Below are 19,777 nucleotides of genomic sequence, written 5' to 3'. Positions count from 1 at the left end.
CGGTATCGTTCGACTTTTTTTATTGCTGGTTCTATTTTTCTCTGTCCATAGGCATTTCGGTTTAATCGAGTTCATTGGTAATATATATACGATTGTTTTCTTTTTCATATCGGGTGGATGAAAGCAGTGCAATAGTGCTCATCACGTTGTCCATATTTTCGGACAGATATATTTTCCCGGTGCAGGTACGGTTCTGTAAATGCACATTCTGGCCAAAATTGAATGAAAGATTGTAATATCTTCCGATCTGTTGCAACACTTCAGTCATTGGCGTCTTGTCGAAGGAAAAATAACCGTCTTTCCAACTGATAAATTGATTTACATCGACTTTTTGTGTGTCGAATGTGCTGCCTCCTGAATAGACTGCTTGCTCATTCGGTGTTAGAAACAACTCTTCCTTGTCGGATAATTGCAAACTGACACTCCCTTCCACCAGTACTACCGATTGAGGTGAACCGGCATAATTTGAGATACTGAACTTTGTTCCATATACCTTTACATTGAAATTGCCAGTCTGCACGTAAAACGGTTTTTCTGTATCATGGGCTACTTCAACATACATCTCTCCCGAGGTGAGGCGTATTTCCCGCTTATTGCCATTGAATTGTGCCGGAAAATCGAGTGCCGAACCCGAATTAAGCCAAACTTTGCTTCCGTCGGCAAGAGTGAGTATGGAGCGCTTACCGTAAGGAACGATCAGTGAATTAAATTTATCCCGGGCGATCTGGATTTTACTGGACTCATTATTTGCTTGTACAATTTGAGCAGTACCTTCTTCACCAAGAGTAACCTCTACATCATCCTGGAATAAAATGGCTTCTCCGCTTGTAATGAGTTGAATATCTTCGTTATTCAGTAGTTCTCCTATAATAAGTTCTTTGTCTGAAATAGTAGTAACGGATTCCGCCGAAGGAGAAAATAGTTTGATTCCAATGGAGATCAATGCCATCGCAGCAACGGTGGATGCATACCAAAAGATCCTGCGTTGTTGTATCTTCTTCTTTTGCCGGATGGTTCTCTGAATTCTTTCAAGTAATTCAGTGTGCTCATTTTTATTTAAGTCACTTTTGTTCAATCCCTCCTTTTTCAGGAATGTGAATGCTTGTTGCGACTCCCTCTGCAATTCCGGGTGTTGCATAAAGAATTTTTCCCAATAACTATTCAGTTTTTCATCAGGCATTAGCTGCCATTGGATGAATTTGTTATCTTTTAAAAAATGCGTATAACTGGTATAAATATGATCCGTCTTCATTCGGGTATTTATTTTTTATGCTAAAAGGACCTTTGAAGAGAAGCCTTTGTTATATATTATCAAGACGACTCTTATTTTTGTTTATCCCCTTCTTCTGATAAAATCTTATAATTTTAACATTTTTGTGCCGGGAAAATAGTGAAATGGATGGAATGACGGCAAAACTTTCTCTAAATTTGCCCATCGTATGAGAGGAGTATGATAGTCTAAATAAAATCGTATGAAACGAACTATATCAACATTTTTGACAGGATTCCTTACTATTGTGGCGGTACTTGCCGCAGAAACGTCGAAAATGCAATTGTCAACAGATAGGAGAGATAGTTTTGATGGTACAGGAGAGTATAAAACCATTAGGGTTACTTATCCTATAGGATCAAGGCAAGGAACTTCCGGAGCCAAAACCGTGATGGAAATATCAGGAAACTGGGCAAAAATTACCACTGTCTCCCACAGAAGGGACACCGATGCGCCGGTGCAGGCTACCTATCTCGATTACAACACAGGAAGAGAGATCAAAACAGCGCTCCTGAAAGGTGAAGAATCTATTTATACCATCCGTTCGTTTACCATCAACGAGGGGCTTGAGTTTTTAGATGAGACGGAGGTGATTGCCGGTTATAAATGCAAGAAAGCAAAAACTATCATCAATTCCAATACTCTCGAAATCTGGTACACTACCGAACTGGGTATGTATGGCTCCGTACAGCCGGGAGTAGCAATCCCCGAAGGGATAGTATTGAAAGTAGTAAGGAATGGTAATCCTACGGCAGTGGCAAGTAAGGTGGAATTGCTCAACGAAGAGACAGTGTTGGAGCCTAAGCTGCGGGGAGTTGAGTTGAAAGCACCGGCTTTTAACTACAAAATCCAGCAAAGCCGGGTGATCGCGGTCAATGTGTTTGATCACGAAAGCATATACTTCAGGGATATTCCTCAAGTGACACAGTTGGATGAAGAGAAAGTCCTCCGGTTTGCCAATGGATCGATCCTGATGAGAAAGGTAAAACTTCCGGAAGAGAATAGGGGATATTCTATCTTTACCGAATTATCACACTACTCGGAAGGAGACGCTTATGACCGTACAGGATCGATTTTTGTCATTCCTACGGAAAGGGAGCGATCCTTCTTCGATGGACTCCTTCACGGTAAGGAGAGCCTCCCCATTTATCATGACAAAGATGGTAAACCATATGAAGGGATGCTGGTGACCGACGATTATCTTCCTCCGCTTGAATTAATGCGCTTCTACACTTCGTTTGGGGTACGCGGGTACAACCATATTGAAGTGGCGGATTATAATTGGCCTGATTCTGTTGTGTTCAGGCAGGAGGTTACCGATTATGCTTCTATTCTTAAAGGTGAAGTATGGATTGGAGCATGGATCGGTAATTATTCACATGACGGGCATAGTATTACACTCAATATCAAATATTACCCGCAATCGTTGAACAAGGCAAAAGAGGTTTATCCGCTTTTTGCGACGGTCAATATTATGGAGATGGCCGGTCAGGCGTATCCCGAAAATATGTTCCGGAACGACTCACTTACAGTTAATTTTAAGATCGATAAGGACCTGAAGGATGGTTATATCCGCTATATATCCACCGGACATGGCGGTTGGGGCGGTGGAGACGAATTCAATCCGAAACTGAACGAGATCTTTCTGAACGGGGAACGAATTATTGCCTACACTCCATGGAGAGAGGATTGTGGTAGCTATCGTGAACTCAATCCGGCATCGGGCAATTTTGCGAACGGACTCTCTTCATCCGATTTAAGCAGATCGGGGTGGTGTCCCGGAACCGTGAGTTATCCGGTTTACATCCATGTGGGTGAGCTCAAAGCAGGAGAACATCAGCTTAAAATTGCTATTCCCGTGGGCGATCCTGCCGGTAGCAGTCTTAGCTACTGGTGTATTTCCGGTGTGTTGGTCGGGGATGCAGACGATGATCCGGCTGACGGATTGTAGGTATAATTATTTAAGGATAAGAAGAAAATAGGATTGATAACCCAAAAGAAAAAAAATACCGAATTTCTCCCGGAGACTGAGGATAGCTTTAGATACCAATTTACGACATCCATGTACCGAAATGTGGAGTAATTCGGCAATTTGATCATAATCGTATTCCTGTACATAGCGGAGGTAAATAATTTCACGTTGCCGGTCGGTGAGAGAATTGAGCATCTGTTCAATTCCTGTTTTTATCTGCATTTGTTCCTCTTCTTCGATCATCAGGTCTTCCACATTCACTTCTATATTGAAAGGTATTTCCCGCAGAAGATCTATATTTTCCAGTCCAATATGCTCCCTTTGATTTTTATGGATATCCAGAAGCCTGTTCTTCAGTGACCTGAAAAGGTAGAACTTGATATTGGATATGTCGTTCAACTTATCACTGTCAGTAGTAATCTTTATAAAAATATCGTGAATGGCATCTTTTACTACCTCTCTTGTAAAGCCTAAATAGCATCCATACGTGAACAGATTGTCCACATACAGGGTATAAATTGAAGCAATATCTTTCTCTCTTTTCAACAATTTGGTAGAACTCCCGTAGTAATAGAAATGCAAAATAAGTAAAAAATACCGGAATAACCTCTACCTGATATCTGCTTTTGATCTTTCTCACCGGACTTAACATAGCTGTTGCTACTTTATTGGCGACGGCAGGACCTGAGGAGTTGAGGGTGACAATGGAGTCGACTCTCCTATTGTATTTTGATCCCTGTGTAGTCAGAGAGATTCAGGAGCACCTTTTCACTCAGTCGGTCGAACGCCTGTCGGGTACGTCCGGAAGATACTTTCATGCAGCGTACTTTTGGATGATTGAGAAGATGTTCCCCACCCAGTGCGCCTACCGTGTCGCAATAGCAAAGGTTCTCTCCCTCGAGCCATTGAATGAAGGGTGCTTCATCCCATGCAGGGGAGAGTCCGGTATTGAAAAGTATCTTTTTGTTGCCCAGCTTTTCAAATTGTGGCTCATGTAATAATACGGTATTCCTGTTGAGGCAGCAGTATATCACCTCCGATTCGTTGAGTAAATCATCCAGTGTAAGGAAACGGTATCCTTTCGTTTTGGCATTTTCTTTTTCTCCTCGGGCAAAATAGGATATCTCCGCTCCGAAGAAACGGAGAGCATCTGCAATCATGCCTCCTGATTTGCCGAACCCTATAATACCTGCCTTGAGTCCGGTGATCTCCCGTGCCATGCCGTCCCAGGGTTCCTGATCGAATCCGTGCAGACATCGCACCAACTCACTGATCACATACTCTACAACGCCTTCATCTCCATAATCACGAATGCCTGTGACGGTGATTCCCCTGCTATTGGCGTAATGGATATCTACATTGGCGCTTTCAGGAGAATAGAGAGAACAGCACATGCCAATATATTTTACATTCGTGCATTGTTCCAGAGCTGGTTTTCCGAGGTGTGAAGTGTAACTGAGCAAGACTGCGTCGGCGTCTCCGATACGTGCCGCAATTTCGTTATCATTATCAGGTATGTCACGATAAAGGATCACCTCCTTTGCAAAGGAATGCAATTCTTGCTCTGCAGAAGGAATTAAACTGACGGGTTCAATTGCGACTAATTTTTGGAACATATTTATACTGTTTGAACGTACAATGATGAAAAGTCAAATATAATGAAAACCGAGTGAAAAACCAAGCTTGCTTGAGTTTTTCCGAGGCACATCTTATATTATTTAAATATACAATTTTGATCTTACTTTGCCAAAATAAAAAAACGCTGCCACAGGTTGAATAGCCTGACATGACAGGGAGGCTATCCATCTACCTGTAGCAACGCTACATTCTTATTGTTAATGAATTAATTTTTAAAATTGTATACTCGCACCGCCTGACAACCAGAATCCCGGTTGGGGAATGTTGCCGAAATCGACATGTGTGGTGTTGAAGATATTGTTTGCATTGACAAACAGATCTACGCAGGGAAACTTATATTTAGCCTTCACATCCAGTAGGGAGAAGGGTTTGAAATCCACCTGTTCACCGGGCCGCAAATCGACATACTGTACATAGGAACCGGCTCTTTCCTGCCAACGGAAATTCCAGGACAGGGTGAGGTTTTTCGCCACATCGTGATGCAGAGCGGCAGTGAATTTGTGACGAAGATGGTTCAGAGTATAATTGGATATCAACTCGTCCTCTACCATATTCTGGTGAAGATGCATATATCCCATGTTGAAGGATTGGAAAGGCTGCCCATTCCCGAACCACTCTTTCAAATTGAAACCTATGGTGGCTTCGAATCCTCTTGTGTTGATTTTTGTATGGTTCCTCGACTCCCACAGTGCGTCGGGAGATGGTTTTACCCAGTCGATCATATTCCTGCCTTTCATGTAGAAAGCAGCAATACTACCTCTGACAATACGACGGCTGTATTTCAGGCCGGCCTCGAATGCTTCGGATAATTCGGCTTCAAGATTGCTATTACCGATATGGGTAGCGGTTGTATAATAGAGGTCAGTGAAAGTGGGCATGCGGGTGGCTTTGTTCCAGGAAGCGTAAATCCTGAGTGATTCCATAGGCCGGTATGATGCATTCAGCGCAGGATACAGGTCGAATTTATTCACTACTGCCGTATTATGGTTCAGCAAACCGCCTACCGAGAGAGTGAATTGGTTGAAAATGAAGTTGTGCTCCAGGAAATAACTGATATTGGTGCGATTATCCGAATGGGTATATTTTCCGATGGTGTCTTCCATTGGTTTCCCCAGCACATTACTCATAATACCTTCGTTGCGGAACTCGCCTCCAAAACCGGTGATCCCCCATCGGGAGGCGTATTGCATATTGAGATTCATACCGAAAACATCGCTCCGGTGATAATTATGGTCTTTGTACCAGTCCGGCACGTCGGGAGTGCCTTCCCGGATAAGTTGGAATTCGTCATAATGACGGCTCCAGTAGATATGTGGGATGAATTTAAGTCGTCCGTTGGTCTCACCGCGGATAGATGCAAAAACGCCCCGAGTATCGTCGAACTGGTTGGGATAGGCGGCTGTATAGAACGTGTTGGCACCCTGTTTTTTATCATTCAATCCTGCCTGAAGATCGAGATTGGATCCGTTGATCTCGAAGCGGCTTTGCCAAAGCAGATTCACAATATTATAGTCACTGTTCCGGATATATCCGTCGGAGTGCTTGTATCCTGCCGATAAAGTATGCAGGGAACCGTCCGTTTTATATGCACCTCTTGCTTCAGCACCGAAAAGTCCGTGCATACCACCCTCTAATTTGGCGAAACCGTTCGATTCCATGTCTTTGCGGGTGATGATATTTACACCGCCGGAAAAAGCGCTGGCTCCATAAACCAACGATGAGGGACCCTGTACGATCTCGATGCGTTCGATATCGGAAAGGTTGATGGGAATGTTAAAACTGTAATGTCCTGTGTGGGGGTTGGTGAGGTTTACACCATTGAGCAGGATGGCTGTCTGGTCGAATGACCCGCCGCGAAGGGAGATATCTGCCTGTACGCCGTGCGGTCCGCGTTGCAGGATATCTACACCAGCCACATAATTCAAAAGGTCTTCAATACTGCGAACGGGTGCCCGCTCAATTTCCTGTCTCGAAATAACGGTTACCTGCTTGGCTGCCAGGTTCAATGGCAGATCGATCTTTGAAGCGGTAACCACCACTTCATCCAACTCTGTCAGAGGAATGGAGTCTGTGGTTGTTTCGGTATATGTCCGTTCCGCCGGTTCTACCGATGTCGCATGAGCGCTTATCAATGCACAACCGGACAGTACGCCGATCGTGACCGCTTTGTGCAGGCTGTTGAAAACGCTGTACGACTTACGGGTGAATCGTTTGAAACGAAATACCTTCATCGTGTTCAATTGTTTCTTACGCATATTTATTTGATTTTATAAGAATGCGGTGCAAAGATATTCCAATTTTTTGTTTGTAGGAAGTTTGTATAATCAAAATAGGGATGGCATTTACAATCCGAAAAACCATTTAGCCATAGAAAAATAGATGAGTACACCCATTATATCGGAAATAGTGGTGATCATGGGTGCACTGGCCGTAGCAGGGTCTAACTTCATCCGGGTAAAGATAAGAGGCAACAGCATGCCTATCATACTTCCAACCATCACTGTGGCAAGCATGGTGAGAGCAACCACGGGAATGATATCTGGTGCACGCCAGATAGCGATGAGTGAGACTCCTGTTGCCATAGTTATACCCAGGAGTAATGAAACTGCAAACTCTTTACTCAATAACCGTATCCAGTCTTGTCGGCGAACATCTCCTATGGCCAGAGCACGGATCATCAGTGTAGCGGATTGTGATCCTGCATTCCCTCCGCTGTCTATCAGTAGAGGTAGAAAAAATACCAGGGCGACGACCGTTTCAATTACATTTTCAAATTGTGACATGGCATATCCTGAGAAAACATTCATGAACACCAATACCATTAGCCATCCTACCCGTTTCTTGTAGAGAAATGAAACAGTAGCCAGCACGGGATTGATGACAGCATTCTGCATCGCACCGAATTTATGGAAGTCTTCTGTATCTTCTTCTTCTGCCACATCGAAAATATCATCAATCGTAACGATACCGAGTAGTGTATTGGTACTGTCCACAACGGGTAAAGCTACGCGATTATAATCCTTAAATATCTGTACAGCGGTTTCCTGATCATCGAAGGCATTTAATACCACGAGTTTGTGGTCAATCAAATCCTTTATCTTTTCATCCTGACCTGCAAGTAATATATCGCGGATAGGCAGATCGTCGATCAATTTCCAGTGTTGATCTACCACATATACTACATCTAATGTTTCAGATTCCTTCCCGTAGCGGCGGATATGTTGCAATGTCTCTGCCACGGTGAAGTGTAATTTCACCGCTACATACTGAGGCGTCATCAACCGCCCGATGCTTTCTTCCGGATATCCGAGCAGTTGTGTGGTTTTCTTCAGATTCTCCGTACTCAACAATTGCATGAGTTGTTGGGCTATTTTTCCGGGTAACTCTTCAAATAGGGCTGTGCGGTCGTCCGGATCCATATCATTCATGAGATCGGTGAGACGCGATGCATGATGTGCCAGGCCGTTGATAATTTCGCCCTGTTTGTCGGGATGGAGTTCACGGAAGACCTCTTTTGCTTCTTCTCCTGGAAGCAGCCGGAATAAGATAATAGAGTGGAGCTGGTTACTATGCTCAATAAGGTAAGTGATATCGGGAACATCCAGTTTAGTGAGTTCCGTTTTCAGGGTAGTCCATGCCCTCTCTTTTATGAGTCTCTGAAAATTGATTCGGGTATCTGTCATCATACTCTCCTTTCTGCTTTGCCTGAAAGGAGGGTATTCCCTTACAGGTCAAAGATATTACTGTTATTATATTTTCGGGAATCTTCGTCCATTTGACAATTTGTTACTTTACTGTGGCAAATATACGTTATTTTCTTGTAGAAACCATGCGGAGAGATGGAAATGCCCTCTGATTTATAGAAAAAAGCAGGATCTAAAATTCAAAAAAGGAAAAATGCACATTCCCGTACTTCCGCTCTTCTTTGAAATGCGGGAGGTGTGAGAAGTGATGGTTTTTGGAGTGTTCCATGACAAAGAATCCTCCCTCTTTGACCAATTGTTTATTGAGGATGATTTCGGGGATTTTTTCCAGGTCGGGAAGGTCATAAGGAGGGTCGGCAAAAATAAAATCGAATTGTTGTTTCAGAGATTGCAGATATTTAAACACATCCGCTTTTACAGGAAACAATTCCTTTGCTTCGAGTTTTTCCTGTGCCCGGTATATAAAATTAAAATGGTTTTGATTCTGTTCCACGCTCACTACATAGGTACATCCTCTTGAAATCAACTCAAAAGCAATACTTCCTGTTCCGGAAAAAAGATCTAAGGCGGTTATTTCTTCCCAATCCAAAAGATTATTGAGGACATTAAAAAGCCCTTCTTTGGCAAAATCAGTCGTAGGACGGGCTTTCAGATTTGGTGGAACCTGAATACGTCTGGATTTGTATTTTCCTCCGATTATACGCATAAGGCAGCCAATATATCAGTGGGAAGCATTCTTTTTTGCTCTTCTGTCAATATCACTTTCGGACTCAATTCCATTTGCTCCACCCATCGGATCAGTTTTTTGAGCAGGTCTATCGTCGCTCTTTGGGAATCGATATCGCCGGAAAGAAAAAGCCTGTCTGTAGACTGGTCGAAAGTGAGTTTTTCCCACACGCTTGCGATAAAATAAGTAGTGTCATGAGGATCGGTTGCCAGAAACGTATTTGTAGAGAGCAGCCGGTTTCCTGAGAAACAAACTATGGTGACATATTTGTCGTGAAAATCGGCGAAGCAACACTTTCCGGTTTCATCACCTCTATGAGATATGAACAGACGGGTAAGAATAGAAGAGTGGTGGTGGAATGTAGGATTCCATAAATTCCGTGAAAGGAATGAATGTACCTCTTCATCTACATTGAAAAGAGTCCGGAGATCATTTTCCAGAGGACTATCTGTAAGAATAACACCGTTCGTTTCATGAAAATTGAACCGGAACAACTCTTCAATCCGCTTCTTTTCAAAATAAGCTTCGGGAACAAGCGTATAAAAAGGAGAAACGACAGTAACTGTTACCTGATTGAATGTCTGACTAAAAAAACCAAGGTCAAAAATCAGTTTTTTGATGTTGTCTATATAGGAGAGTTTACCACTTAGTCCGGTTTCCTGAAAATGAAAAATAGACGGGTCACCCGGACAATAAATACAAAAAGAAAATCCATTCGGCGACAGCCGAATGGATAAATTGTATCTTTCCGAATATGCCAGATCAATATTTTCAGGTAAGAACATACTGTGATATAGGGAAACTGTTATTCCCAGTTACCGGCGTTATTGTTAGCCATTTCAAGCGAACCCACCTGCAAGCCGGGATATCTGTTACCCGGACGATCGAGTACTTCCTGGATTTTCTGATCCACTAATCTCTTGTCGAGATCTCCTAAATAAACTGAGTAGTGAGTTTTTGCTTCGAATACCTGGATGGGGTAACCCGATGCGGTGATCAGTGAATCGACTCCCATTTCGAATTTAGCTCCGTTTCCATAAGGTACGAATGCCAGAGAATCAGGGATAAAATTGCGACGATTCGGATACAAAACCTGAACGGCCGGGGAATAGATAGAGTCTCTTACCAATTGAGGAGCATTCTTTGTTTCATCCCAAAGACCAGCATCCCTAATGGCTTTTTCGTTCCCTGAATTGATGATCTGCATGGCTTTTACCTCTGTCATACCTGCTTCCAACTGAGCTTCAGTGAGATCTCCTGCTTTTACTACGGTAGCAATTCTTCCATCTTTTACGAACTGGATCAGTGTGTCAAAACTGGCTGTGTAAGATCCGGACTGAGCACGTAAAGCGACTTGCGCTGTACGGATATCCACCAGGCGCTGGATAACTGCCTTGTCACGTTTTGCTACTTCTGCATCAAAATCAACCTGTCCTTGGATACTTCTCCAGCTAACATAAGCCAAAAGAATAATGGCTACTGCTAAAAGCACTCTCATTACAACTTTCATGGACTTTTCCTTTTTAATATTTATACTGTTTTAATTCTGATTTTCTGATTTTAGACTACAAATTTAGAAAAAGAATGATAATTGTGCTACTTTTACAGGAAAAAATACCAAAAAAAATGGTAAATCGGTTTTTTATTGAGAAAATCAGCGAAAATTTCCCGTTTAACTTCACGGACGACCAGATGAAAGCCCTGGAAAAGATCGCCGGTTTTCTTTTTTCAGGGATCGACGATCATATTTTTTTACTGACCGGATATGCAGGTACAGGGAAATCCTCACTTATCGGAAGTCTTGTGAAGACAATGACTGAATTCAGGCAAAAAACCGTTCTGTTGGCGCCTACCGGAAGGGCTGCAAAAGTTTTCTCAGGTTATGCGGCCCAACAGGCATTCACTATCCACAAGAAAATATATCGTCAGCAGAAGTTTGCAGAGGGATCGCCTCATTTTTCTCTTTCTGAGAATCTGCATAAGCATACGCTTTTTATTGTAGATGAAGCATCGATGATCAGTAATGAATCGCCCGATTTTTCTATTTTCGGAACCGGAAGATTATTGGACGATCTGATAGAGTATGTCTACTCTGCCCAGGGGTGCAGGATACTGTTCGTGGGAGACAGTGCCCAGTTACCTCCGGTGAAACAGGAAAACAGTCCTGCCCTTGACAGGGATATGTTACGTTCCTATTCGCTTGAAGTAACGGAAGCGACGCTGACCCAAATCGTGCGCCAGGAGGAAGAGTCGGGTATCCTGTACAATGCCACGATACTGAGGAATGCATTGAGGTTTCAGATGACGGAAGAGTATCCGAAACTAAAATTGGAAGGCTTTGCAGATGTAGTACGTATTACAGGAACAGAACTGATAGATGAGATATCCCATGCTTACCAGAAGGAGGGTATGGAGGAGACTATTGTCATTTCCCGTTCCAATAAACGGGTGAATGCCTATAATAACGGGATCAGGAATAGGGTCTTGTACCGTGAGGAGGAGATTTCTGCAGGGGACATCCTGATGATTACCAAAAATAACTATTTCTGGGTGGACAATTTCGAGGATCTTGACTTTCTGGCCAACGGTGAATTTGTAGAGGTACAGCGCGTGAGGGGCGAGGAAGAGATGTATGGTTTTAGATTCTGTAATGTGCTATTGTATCATCGTGATTATGAAATTGAATTTGAGGCGAAAATCATTTTGGATGTACTGTATACCGAAGTTCCGGGACTTACGCGTGAACAGAGCGATCGTCTCTTTTTCAACGTGATGGAGGATTATACCGACATACCGCGTAAACAGCAAAAATATAAGAAGGTGAAAGCAAATCCCTGGTTCAATGCCTTGCAGGTGAAATACGGATATGCTGTTACCTGTCACAAGGCGCAGGGCGGAGAGTGGAAGAATGTATTCCTCGATCTGGGATATATCCAGCAATCCTATATGGGTGAGAACTTTTATCGCTGGCTTTATACCTCTATCACCCGGAGCTCCCGGAAGTTATTTCTTGTGAATTTGCCTGATGATTTTGTGGAGCTTTCCAAATAATGATTACTTTTGTAAGTTGTAAAGATCGGAACATTGCTCAAGGTGAGCGTGTAAGGGAAATCACCGGCAAAAAGAATATCAGATGTCGAAAAAAAGAAATGAATATATTGATCAGCTTTTGAGCGATCTGAAATTGTTGGAACAACGACTCCTTTCAGTCCAGGAAAGCGACACGTTGCCTTTCTCATTTTTCAGCGCCTCTTTCGACCGGATAGAGAAGATTTCACGGTCGCTCCATGAACTGGAACTGATGCAGATCGGAGAGATGAAGGAGCAGATGGAGCGGTTGGTACGATTCCTGTCAGAGTCGGATGGACGGGGTAATGCTGTCAAGGAAGCGGATCCGGGTGTACAACAAACCACGCCGGATTATTCAGACCGACCGGAGTATTCAGAACAACCCGATTACGAAGATCAACCGGAAGACTCAGAACAATCAAAAGATTCTGAATCGTCGGAGTATCCTTCGCAAGGGATGGATGAGATTGTCATAGAACAAGAAAGAGTCAGTTTTACAGAAAGAATCATCTTGCCTGAATACCGGGATCCGCGGATTAGTGAAGGGGTGCCGTCTCCTGCAGGAGTAGGGAAAATTCTTCCTGAAAAAAACGGAGAGGGAAAACAGGTCGCACGTTCTTTGAATGATATTATTCAGGTACCACCTGCGTTACTGGATTTGAGAAGAGGAATCAGTCTCAACGACCGCTTTCTGTTCCAGAGGGAATTGTTCAATAACAACCGCTTGGAGATGAATAGAGTAATGGAGACGTTAAACAGGCTGGGGAGTTTTGAGGAAGCTGAGACTTATTTGAAGAGAGAGCAGAGTTGGAATTTTGAAAATCAGACGGTAAAGGAGTTTCTTCTGATTATCAAAAAAGGGTTTGAGTGAGCGCAAAAGCAGTGAACATGGGAAAACTGTATGTGGTGCCCACGCCGATAGGCAATCTGGAAGATATGACGCTGAGAGCAATCAGAGTACTGAAGGAATGTGATCTGGTTCTGGCAGAAGATACACGCACCAGCGGCATACTGTTGAAGCACTTTGGTATAGAAACACGTATGCAATCCCACCATAAATTCAATGAACATCGGTCGGTGGTGCATATTGTGGAGAGGATAAAAGCAGGAGATTGTATCGCTTTGATATCGGATGCCGGTACACCGTCTATCTCCGACCCCGGCTTTTTGCTTGTACGCGCCTGTGTGCAGGAGGGGATGGAGATAGAGTGTCTCCCCGGGGCAACCGCCTTTGTACCTGCCCTTGTAGAGTCGGGATTGGCTTCTGAGCGTTTTTCTTTTGAAGGCTTTCTGCCACAGAAGAAAGGAAGGCAGACACGGTTGAAACAACTGGCGGAGGAGACCCGGACTATGATTTTCTATGAATCACCGTATCGTGTAGTGAAAACGCTCTCCCAACTGGCAGAGAATATGGGTAATAACCGTGCGGCTTCGGTGTCGAGAGAGATATCGAAACTCTATGCAGAAACCGTGAGAGGTACTCTTGGAGAGTTGATCTCCCATTTTACCGAAAATGAACCAAGGGGGGAATTTGTTATTGTAGTGGCAGGAAAATAAAAGTAAAATCTACGAATCAAACTATTTTATAGCATCAATCGTTTAATAGAGAAGAAAATTTTTAATCATATGAAGAAGATTGGAATACTGTTTTTTGTCATCGGACTCATTGTCTCATGTACAAATGTAAGGGAATCGAAAGAGTATAAAGAGCTTCAGGCTCAACGTGATTCTTTGTTGCAGCAGTCTGCCGGAACGGAAGCTGAGGCAGCCGAGATGATGGCTGTGATCAGCGAGGTGGAAGAAAACTTCGCTAAAATCAGGGAAGCGGAAAAATATATCTCTACACAGTCGGCGGAAGGTGGTGAGATGAGCCAGGCTACCCGGGACAGGGTAAATGATAATTTCAAGATGATCAACGAAATATTACAGAGAAACAAGACTCAACTGGATGAACTGAATAGGAAATACAGCGGGAGCAATAAAGAGATAGCGTCGTTGAAAAATACCATTAACCGTTTGAATAACGAGATGAGGGAGAGTTCAACGCGACTGGCTGAATTACAGACCCAACTGGCAGAGAAAGATGAGCAGATCACCCAACTGTCGCAAGATATCGCTTCCCTCGCTGTTGAAGCTGAACAGCAATCACTCACTATCCGTGAACAGGACAGGTCATTGCATACGGCTTATTATGTTTTTGGTACAGCCAGCGAACTGAAAGACCAGAAGATACTTTCCGGTGGATTTCTCCAACAGACGCGTGTGTTGCAGGATACATTCAATAAGGATTATTTTCTGAAGATCGATATTCGTGAGGTGACGGAGATTCCATTGTATGCATCAAAAGGTAAACTCTGGTCTACACATCCTGAAGGGACTTACGAGTTTGTAAAAGGAAGCGACGGAAATCTCACTTTCCAGATTACCGATACTCAGCGTTTCTGGAGCCTTACTAAATACTTGATTATTGAAGTGAATTGATCAACAGGTAGATGATGTCAAACTGAAAATAAATGTTGCGGAGTGGCCTGAAACCACTCCGTGATTTTTTACTGATGCAATACAAAAATCTTTTTATTGACCTGGACGATACCCTCTGGGATATTCATAGAAACGGGAAAGAGTGCCTGGAGGAAATTTATCGTGATTACGGATATGAGGAATTCTATCCTACGTTCGAAGCATATTACCGTGTCTATTTGCCCGGAAATTACCATCTTTGGGGCTTATACGGGCAGGGAGAGATCACTAAGGAAATGCTCACTGTGGAGCGTTTTCTGGCACCGGTGAGAGCATTCGGAATTGATGACCCTGAATATGCAAAGAAATTGAGTGACGATTTTCTGGAAAGAACTACCCGTAAGACGAAACTGATCGCTGGAGCTCTGGATCTGTTGGATTACCTGAAATCGAAATACAGAATGCATATTCTCTCCAATGGATTCCGGGAGGTGCAGTTCAAGAAGATCAAAAATTCGGGGCTAAAGCCCTATTTTGATAAGATAATCCTTTCGGAGGATGCAGCCATCAATAAGCCACATCCCGATATATTTACCTATGCCCTGAAGAATACCAATTCCCGACGCGATCAGACAGTGATGATCGGTGACAGTTGGGATGCCGATATCGTCGGGGCACACCAAAGCCGGATTGCACAGATATGGTTTAACCCGAAAGGGATAGCTTCGGATGGCTTTGAACCTACTTACACTGTGAAAAGGCTGGCTGAGATTAAAGATATTCTGTAGTTCGTCGCAACGGCATAGTCATACATCGTGGGCCGCCACCCCCGCGGGGAAGTTCAGATCCTTCGAGGGTAATTACGCAATTACCTGCGGAGACAATATCCCGTTGGCCGTTAATAATATCGGCTGCTTTCACTACTTCAAACCCGTTCTTGTTCAACTCTTCCAATGTATGGATATTCCTTGCATAGGAGATCACTTTACCGGGTGCGAGTGCTAAGAAATTTGCACCGCTATGCCACTGTTCCCGTTCCTGATCCCAATCGTCGGATTTACCACCACAAACTATCGGCATCAGGTCGATTCCCAATTTTCGTAAAACGCTGAGGATACCGCTCACCGAAGAAATTTTTGTCACTTTACCATTATCGATCTGCATATGCACTGTCTGATAAGGTGAGTCGTTCATGATCAGTGGTTTGTAAACCATTGCCTTGTCGTTGTCGAGCATGGTAAAAACCATGTCGAGATGGATAAACGATTCGGGAGATTCCGGCAGTTGCTGCACGATCACATGCTTCTTCCCCGATCCGGTCTTACAGAATTCCCGTACCAGAAAGTCTATTCCCTGTGCACTGGTTCGCATGCCGTTACCGATCAGAAGGATGTCGTCCCTTACCACTAAGATATCACCACCCTCCATCTTTACCAGAGGGTCGTTTTGCGACAGGTCATAACTGTTCACTATGTTTCCACTAAAAAAGAGATCGCTTTTAAAAATGGCATCCATGATCAGCGATTCCCGTATACGGACACTGTTGGCCATCTTGCAGACCAGTGCATTATTCCCGATAACGGCCGACGGATCGCGTGTGAAATAATAGTTGTAAAGCGGTTTCAGCGCGTAATATTCTTCGCGCAGGAAATCAGTCAGGGTATTAATTTGCAGAGGAAGTCCCTCAATCAGTACTTTCGTAAGATTAAGGGCGGAAAGATCCATTAGATAATCGATATATTCCGTTGCCTGTTCCGTGGTACATATCTTCCGGATCAGGTCGTCTTTCAGATGTTCATGTTCCAATACCTTTTCCAATAAGTCAGCAACTTCGTACACATCCGATATTTTTTTCAATACAGCCAACAGCTGATCATATTCCCTGCGTGCAATGGAAAGATTCAATATGTCGCTGTATAAAGCCCTTTGTGCATGCCGTGGAGTCATATTTTCCACCTCGGCACCGGGATAATGGATCAGTACGGCTTCCAGTTTTCCGGTTTCCGACTGAACCTGTAAAGTACATTTTCTGTTCTCGGTCATAGCGGTAATTCAATAATTATAACAAAAGTAGGAAATATCTATTGCTTTCTTCCCATTTTTTCTCTATTTTTGAGGAAACTATTTTATATATGGGACGAATAACCCTGAAAGATATTGCCCAGGCGCTTAATCTCTCTCCATCCACTGTCTCAAGAGCGATGAAAGACCATCCTGCCATCAGTGAGGATACCAGGAGACTTGTACAAAAATATGCAGAAGAGCACAAATATAAACCCAATACGCTTGCGATGCAGCTCCGCACCAACAGAAATAATACCATCGGAGTTATTGTGCCTGAGATTGTACATTATTTCTTTTCCACTGTACTTTCAGGGATCCAGGAGGAGGCCGAGAGTGAAGGCTATAAACTGCTTTTCTGCCATTCCCAGGAAGATTACGAACGTGAAGTGAAAAGTGTGGAAACCCTGCTTGATGCACGGGTATGTGGAATTTTGGCGTCACAGTCGAAAGAGACACAGCAATACCGCCATTTTCAGGAAATCATCGACAATAATATTTACCTTGTGTTTTTTGACAGGATATGTACCGGAATCAATACTGATAAAGTAGTGGTGGATGACTATGCGGGTGCCTTTAACGCAGTTGAATACCTGATAAATACGGGATGTAGCCGGATTGCTTTTCTTGGCTCCCATCCATCGATGCCTATCGCCAATAACCGTCGTATGGGTTATGAAGACGCATTAAGGAAGCATAAATTGCCTATTTTGAAGGAGATGAACAGGGTGTGTGATACGCCTGAGCTGGCAAAAAAAGTAGTGCCGGAAATGTTGCGCTTCAATCCGTACCCCGATGCCTTCTTTTGTATTAATGATGAGGTGGCTGCCTATTGTATGCAGATCGCGAAATCTGCCGGTTATACAATACCGGAGGAGATATCGGTGTGCGGTTTTACCAACAGTTACATCACCGAAGTGACGGATCCTACACTGACTACGGTAGACCAGCATGGATTCGAAATGGGAAAAGTTGCTGCACGATTGCTGATTAACCGTATTGAAGGGAAAGAGACCAAACCGGGGATCGTTAGCCGGCTGATCAAAACTGACCTGGTGATCAAGGGTTCGACCAGAAAATAGTTATTCAATAGTTGTTCAGTTGTTAAACATAAACGTAACGAATGAACAACGGCGAAGCCGAATAGTATGGGTAGGGCGAGTGGAGAAATGCATACGATTGCATGAAAAAAATAATTGGTTTTTATGAAAAACCGTTTCCGGATATTGAAAGGGAAGTATATTTACTTCATTAAATTTATATCATTCAATAATCTTACAACATGAAGAAAAGGCGCTTATCTTTTTGGGAGATCTGGAACATGAGTTTCGGTTTTTTGGGTATCCAATTCGGTTTTGCTTTGCAGAACGCGAACGTGAGCCGTATTTTCGAAACGCTCGGTGCAAGAGTGGAAGATATACCCATTCTGTGGATCGCCGCTCCCATTACCGGGTTGATCGTGCAACCCATTATCGGACATTTGAGTGACAAAACCTGGAACCGTTTTGGACGCCGACGGCCCTATTTCATGATAGGTGCTCTTTTTACTACGCTGGCACTATTCTTTATGCCCAACTCCCCCTCCCTTTGGATCGCTGCCGGGATGCTGTGGATCATGGACGCATCCATCAATATCTCCATGGAGCCGTTCAGGGCATTCGTCGGTGATAACCTCCCTACCGAACAGAGGACAATGGGTTTTGCCATGCAGAGTTTCTTTATCGGTACCGGTGCCGTAGTGGCTTCTGCATTACCCTATATATTAACCAACTGGTTCGGCGTTTCCAATATAGCCGAAGAGGGAGTCATTCCCCAGTCGGTAAAACTCTCATTTTATATAGGTGGTGTAGTACTGCTTGCTTCAGTGCTTTATACCGTTTTTACATCGAAGGAGTATTCCCCTGAAGAGCTGGCTGCTTGTGAGGAGGAGAGAGAGAGGACTACCGGTGTAAAGATGGTGGTGAAAGCGCCGGTGACTCCGCCTCAGTTCTTAAAGAACGGAGCCGTATGGACTGTCATAGGTCTTGCCGCCACTTTGCTGATCATGTTTACCGACCTGGGAAATCAAAATGAACAGCTTTATATTGTGGGAGGTCTGTTACTTGTATTCGGCATTATCCTGATTATTTCAGGCTTTATCAGGGGAAAATCGGATCAACCGACCGGACTGGTAGGGATCATGAACGATCTGTTACATATGCCGAAGACTATGGGGCAGTTGGCTGTCGTGCAGTTTTTTTCCTGGCTGGCATTTTATGCTATGTGGATCTATACTACACCGGCCATTACGCAGCATGTATATGGTACGACCGATTCTACATCGGTTTTGTATAACCAGGGTGCCAATTGGGTAGGGGTATTGTTTGCCGTGTACAATGCCGTTTCAGCTGTGACTGCCTTTCTTCTGCCATTGATTGCCCGGCAGGTAGGCCGGAAAGCAACCCATGCGGTAGCGTTGGCATTAGGAGGAATATCCTTTATCTCACTCTATTTTATCAAAGATCCCATGATGCTGCTTATTCCGATGATAGGAGTGGGCTTCGCTTGGGCCAGCATCCTTTCTATGCCTTATGCGATCCTTACCGGTTCATTACCGGCAGCTAAAATGGGTACATATATGGGAATCTTTAATTTCTTTATCGTGATACCCCAGATACTGGCCGCCAGTATCCTGGGTTCTATTACCCGCGATCTGTTCCATGGACAGGTGATTCTGACGATGGTGCTTGCCGGTTGTTCACTTGTCTTGGGGGGACTTTCCGTCTTTTTTGTCCAGGACAGGGATGATGTGTATCGGCTGCGTAAATGAGACTGAGGTGATTGAGGAGACCGGGAGATTTTGAATTTCCAAGTCTCAGATCCGAAATCCCAAATCC

17 protein-coding genes are annotated in these 19,777 nt (G+C 43.8%); 8 read left to right on the top strand and 9 right to left on the bottom strand.

Features of this window, described 5'->3' with window-relative positions; translation table 11 throughout:
• Positions 1-61: 61 nt before the first annotated feature.
• Positions 62-1,252, bottom strand: a complete 1,191-nt coding sequence (locus tag F597_RS0105130) for a FecR family protein (protein ID WP_019538646.1) — start codon at positions 1,250-1,252, stop codon at positions 62-64.
• Between the two features lie 220 nt (positions 1,253-1,472).
• Here F597_RS0105130 and F597_RS0105125 point away from each other — a divergent pair, with 220 nt between their 5' ends.
• A complete protein-coding gene (locus F597_RS0105125) occupies positions 1,473-3,221 on the top strand; it encodes a PNGase F N-terminal domain-containing protein (protein WP_019538645.1) in 1,749 nt (582 codons plus the stop codon).
• A gap of 6 nt (positions 3,222-3,227) precedes the next feature.
• On the opposite strand, the gene F597_RS20165 is transcribed toward F597_RS0105125, so the two are convergent.
• The 7 genes from F597_RS20165 to F597_RS0105090 form a co-directional block, all read right to left on the bottom strand.
• A complete protein-coding gene (locus F597_RS20165) occupies positions 3,228-3,788 on the bottom strand; it encodes an RNA polymerase sigma factor (protein WP_019538644.1) in 561 nt (186 codons plus the stop codon).
• Positions 3,789-3,961: 173 nt separating this feature from the next.
• Positions 3,962-4,858 (bottom strand): NAD(P)-dependent oxidoreductase, encoded by an 897-nt coding sequence (locus F597_RS0105115; RefSeq protein WP_019538643.1) that lies wholly within the window; start codon positions 4,856-4,858, stop codon positions 3,962-3,964.
• A 234-nt stretch (positions 4,859-5,092) separates the two neighbouring features.
• Positions 5,093-7,135: a TonB-dependent receptor plug domain-containing protein gene (locus F597_RS0105110; RefSeq protein WP_026327148.1), complete on the bottom strand. Its 2,043-nt coding sequence runs from the start codon at positions 7,133-7,135 to the stop codon at positions 5,093-5,095.
• Between the two features lie 87 nt (positions 7,136-7,222).
• Positions 7,223-8,566, bottom strand: coding sequence for a magnesium transporter (gene mgtE, locus F597_RS0105105; protein WP_019538641.1), 1,344 nt, complete (start codon positions 8,564-8,566; stop codon positions 7,223-7,225).
• 190 nt (positions 8,567-8,756) lie between these two features.
• Positions 8,757-9,290 carry an RsmD family RNA methyltransferase gene (locus F597_RS0105100; protein WP_019538640.1) on the bottom strand — a complete coding sequence of 178 codons (534 nt, stop codon included), beginning with the start codon at positions 9,288-9,290 and terminating at the stop codon, positions 8,757-8,759.
• On the bottom strand, positions 9,281-10,096 hold the full coding sequence (locus F597_RS0105095; RefSeq protein WP_019538639.1) for a DUF3822 family protein: 816 nt from the start codon (positions 10,094-10,096) through the stop codon (positions 9,281-9,283). Before F597_RS0105095 ends, F597_RS0105100 begins: the two co-directional genes overlap by 10 nt.
• Positions 10,097-10,116: 20 nt before the next feature.
• Positions 10,117-10,821: a hypothetical protein gene (locus F597_RS0105090; RefSeq protein WP_019538638.1), complete on the bottom strand. Its 705-nt coding sequence runs from the start codon at positions 10,819-10,821 to the stop codon at positions 10,117-10,119.
• A gap of 116 nt (positions 10,822-10,937) precedes the next feature.
• Here F597_RS0105090 and F597_RS0105085 point away from each other — a divergent pair, with 116 nt between their 5' ends.
• The 5 genes from F597_RS0105085 (at position 10,938) to F597_RS0105065 (ending at position 15,628) form a co-directional block, all read left to right on the top strand.
• Positions 10,938-12,362, top strand: coding sequence for an ATP-dependent DNA helicase (locus tag F597_RS0105085; RefSeq protein WP_026327146.1), 1,425 nt, complete (start codon positions 10,938-10,940; stop codon positions 12,360-12,362).
• Positions 12,363-12,444: 82 nt separating this feature from the next.
• On the top strand, positions 12,445-13,251 hold the full coding sequence (locus F597_RS0105080; protein WP_019538636.1) for a hypothetical protein: 807 nt from the start codon (positions 12,445-12,447) through the stop codon (positions 13,249-13,251).
• A gap of 17 nt (positions 13,252-13,268) precedes the next feature.
• Positions 13,269-13,937, top strand: coding sequence for a 16S rRNA (cytidine(1402)-2'-O)-methyltransferase (gene rsmI, locus F597_RS0105075; RefSeq protein ID WP_026327145.1), 669 nt, complete (start codon positions 13,269-13,271; stop codon positions 13,935-13,937).
• Positions 13,938-14,006: 69 nt separating this feature from the next.
• Positions 14,007-14,861 (top strand): Cbp1 family collagen-binding glycoprotein adhesin, encoded by an 855-nt coding sequence (locus tag F597_RS0105070; protein WP_019538634.1) that lies wholly within the window; start codon positions 14,007-14,009, stop codon positions 14,859-14,861.
• A gap of 74 nt (positions 14,862-14,935) precedes the next feature.
• Complete coding sequence (locus F597_RS0105065; RefSeq protein ID WP_026327144.1) at positions 14,936-15,628, top strand: YjjG family noncanonical pyrimidine nucleotidase; 693 nt, start codon at positions 14,936-14,938, stop codon at positions 15,626-15,628.
• Here the strand turns inward: F597_RS0105065 and F597_RS0105060 are convergent.
• Positions 15,612-16,883 (bottom strand): arginine deiminase, encoded by a 1,272-nt coding sequence (locus F597_RS0105060; protein WP_019538632.1) that lies wholly within the window; start codon positions 16,881-16,883, stop codon positions 15,612-15,614. The two genes, F597_RS0105065 and F597_RS0105060, sit on opposite strands and share 17 nt — an antisense overlap.
• An 89-nt stretch (positions 16,884-16,972) precedes the next feature.
• Here F597_RS0105060 and F597_RS0105055 point away from each other — a divergent pair, with 89 nt between their 5' ends.
• Together F597_RS0105055 and F597_RS0105045 are read left to right on the top strand one after the other, a co-directional pair.
• Positions 16,973-17,983: a LacI family DNA-binding transcriptional regulator gene (locus F597_RS0105055; protein ID WP_044060082.1), complete on the top strand. Its 1,011-nt coding sequence runs from the start codon at positions 16,973-16,975 to the stop codon at positions 17,981-17,983.
• A 200-nt stretch (positions 17,984-18,183) separates the two neighbouring features.
• Complete coding sequence (locus tag F597_RS0105045) at positions 18,184-19,710, top strand: MFS transporter (protein WP_019538630.1); 1,527 nt, start codon at positions 18,184-18,186, stop codon at positions 19,708-19,710.
• Positions 19,711-19,777 lie beyond the last annotated feature (67 nt).

It is taken from the genome of Proteiniphilum acetatigenes DSM 18083, assembly GCF_000380985.1.
GTDB lineage: Bacteria > Bacteroidota > Bacteroidia > Bacteroidales > Dysgonomonadaceae > Proteiniphilum > Proteiniphilum acetatigenes.
The sequence above is the reverse complement of the archived record's forward strand: the minus strand, read 5'-3'. Positions and strand labels throughout refer to the sequence as shown.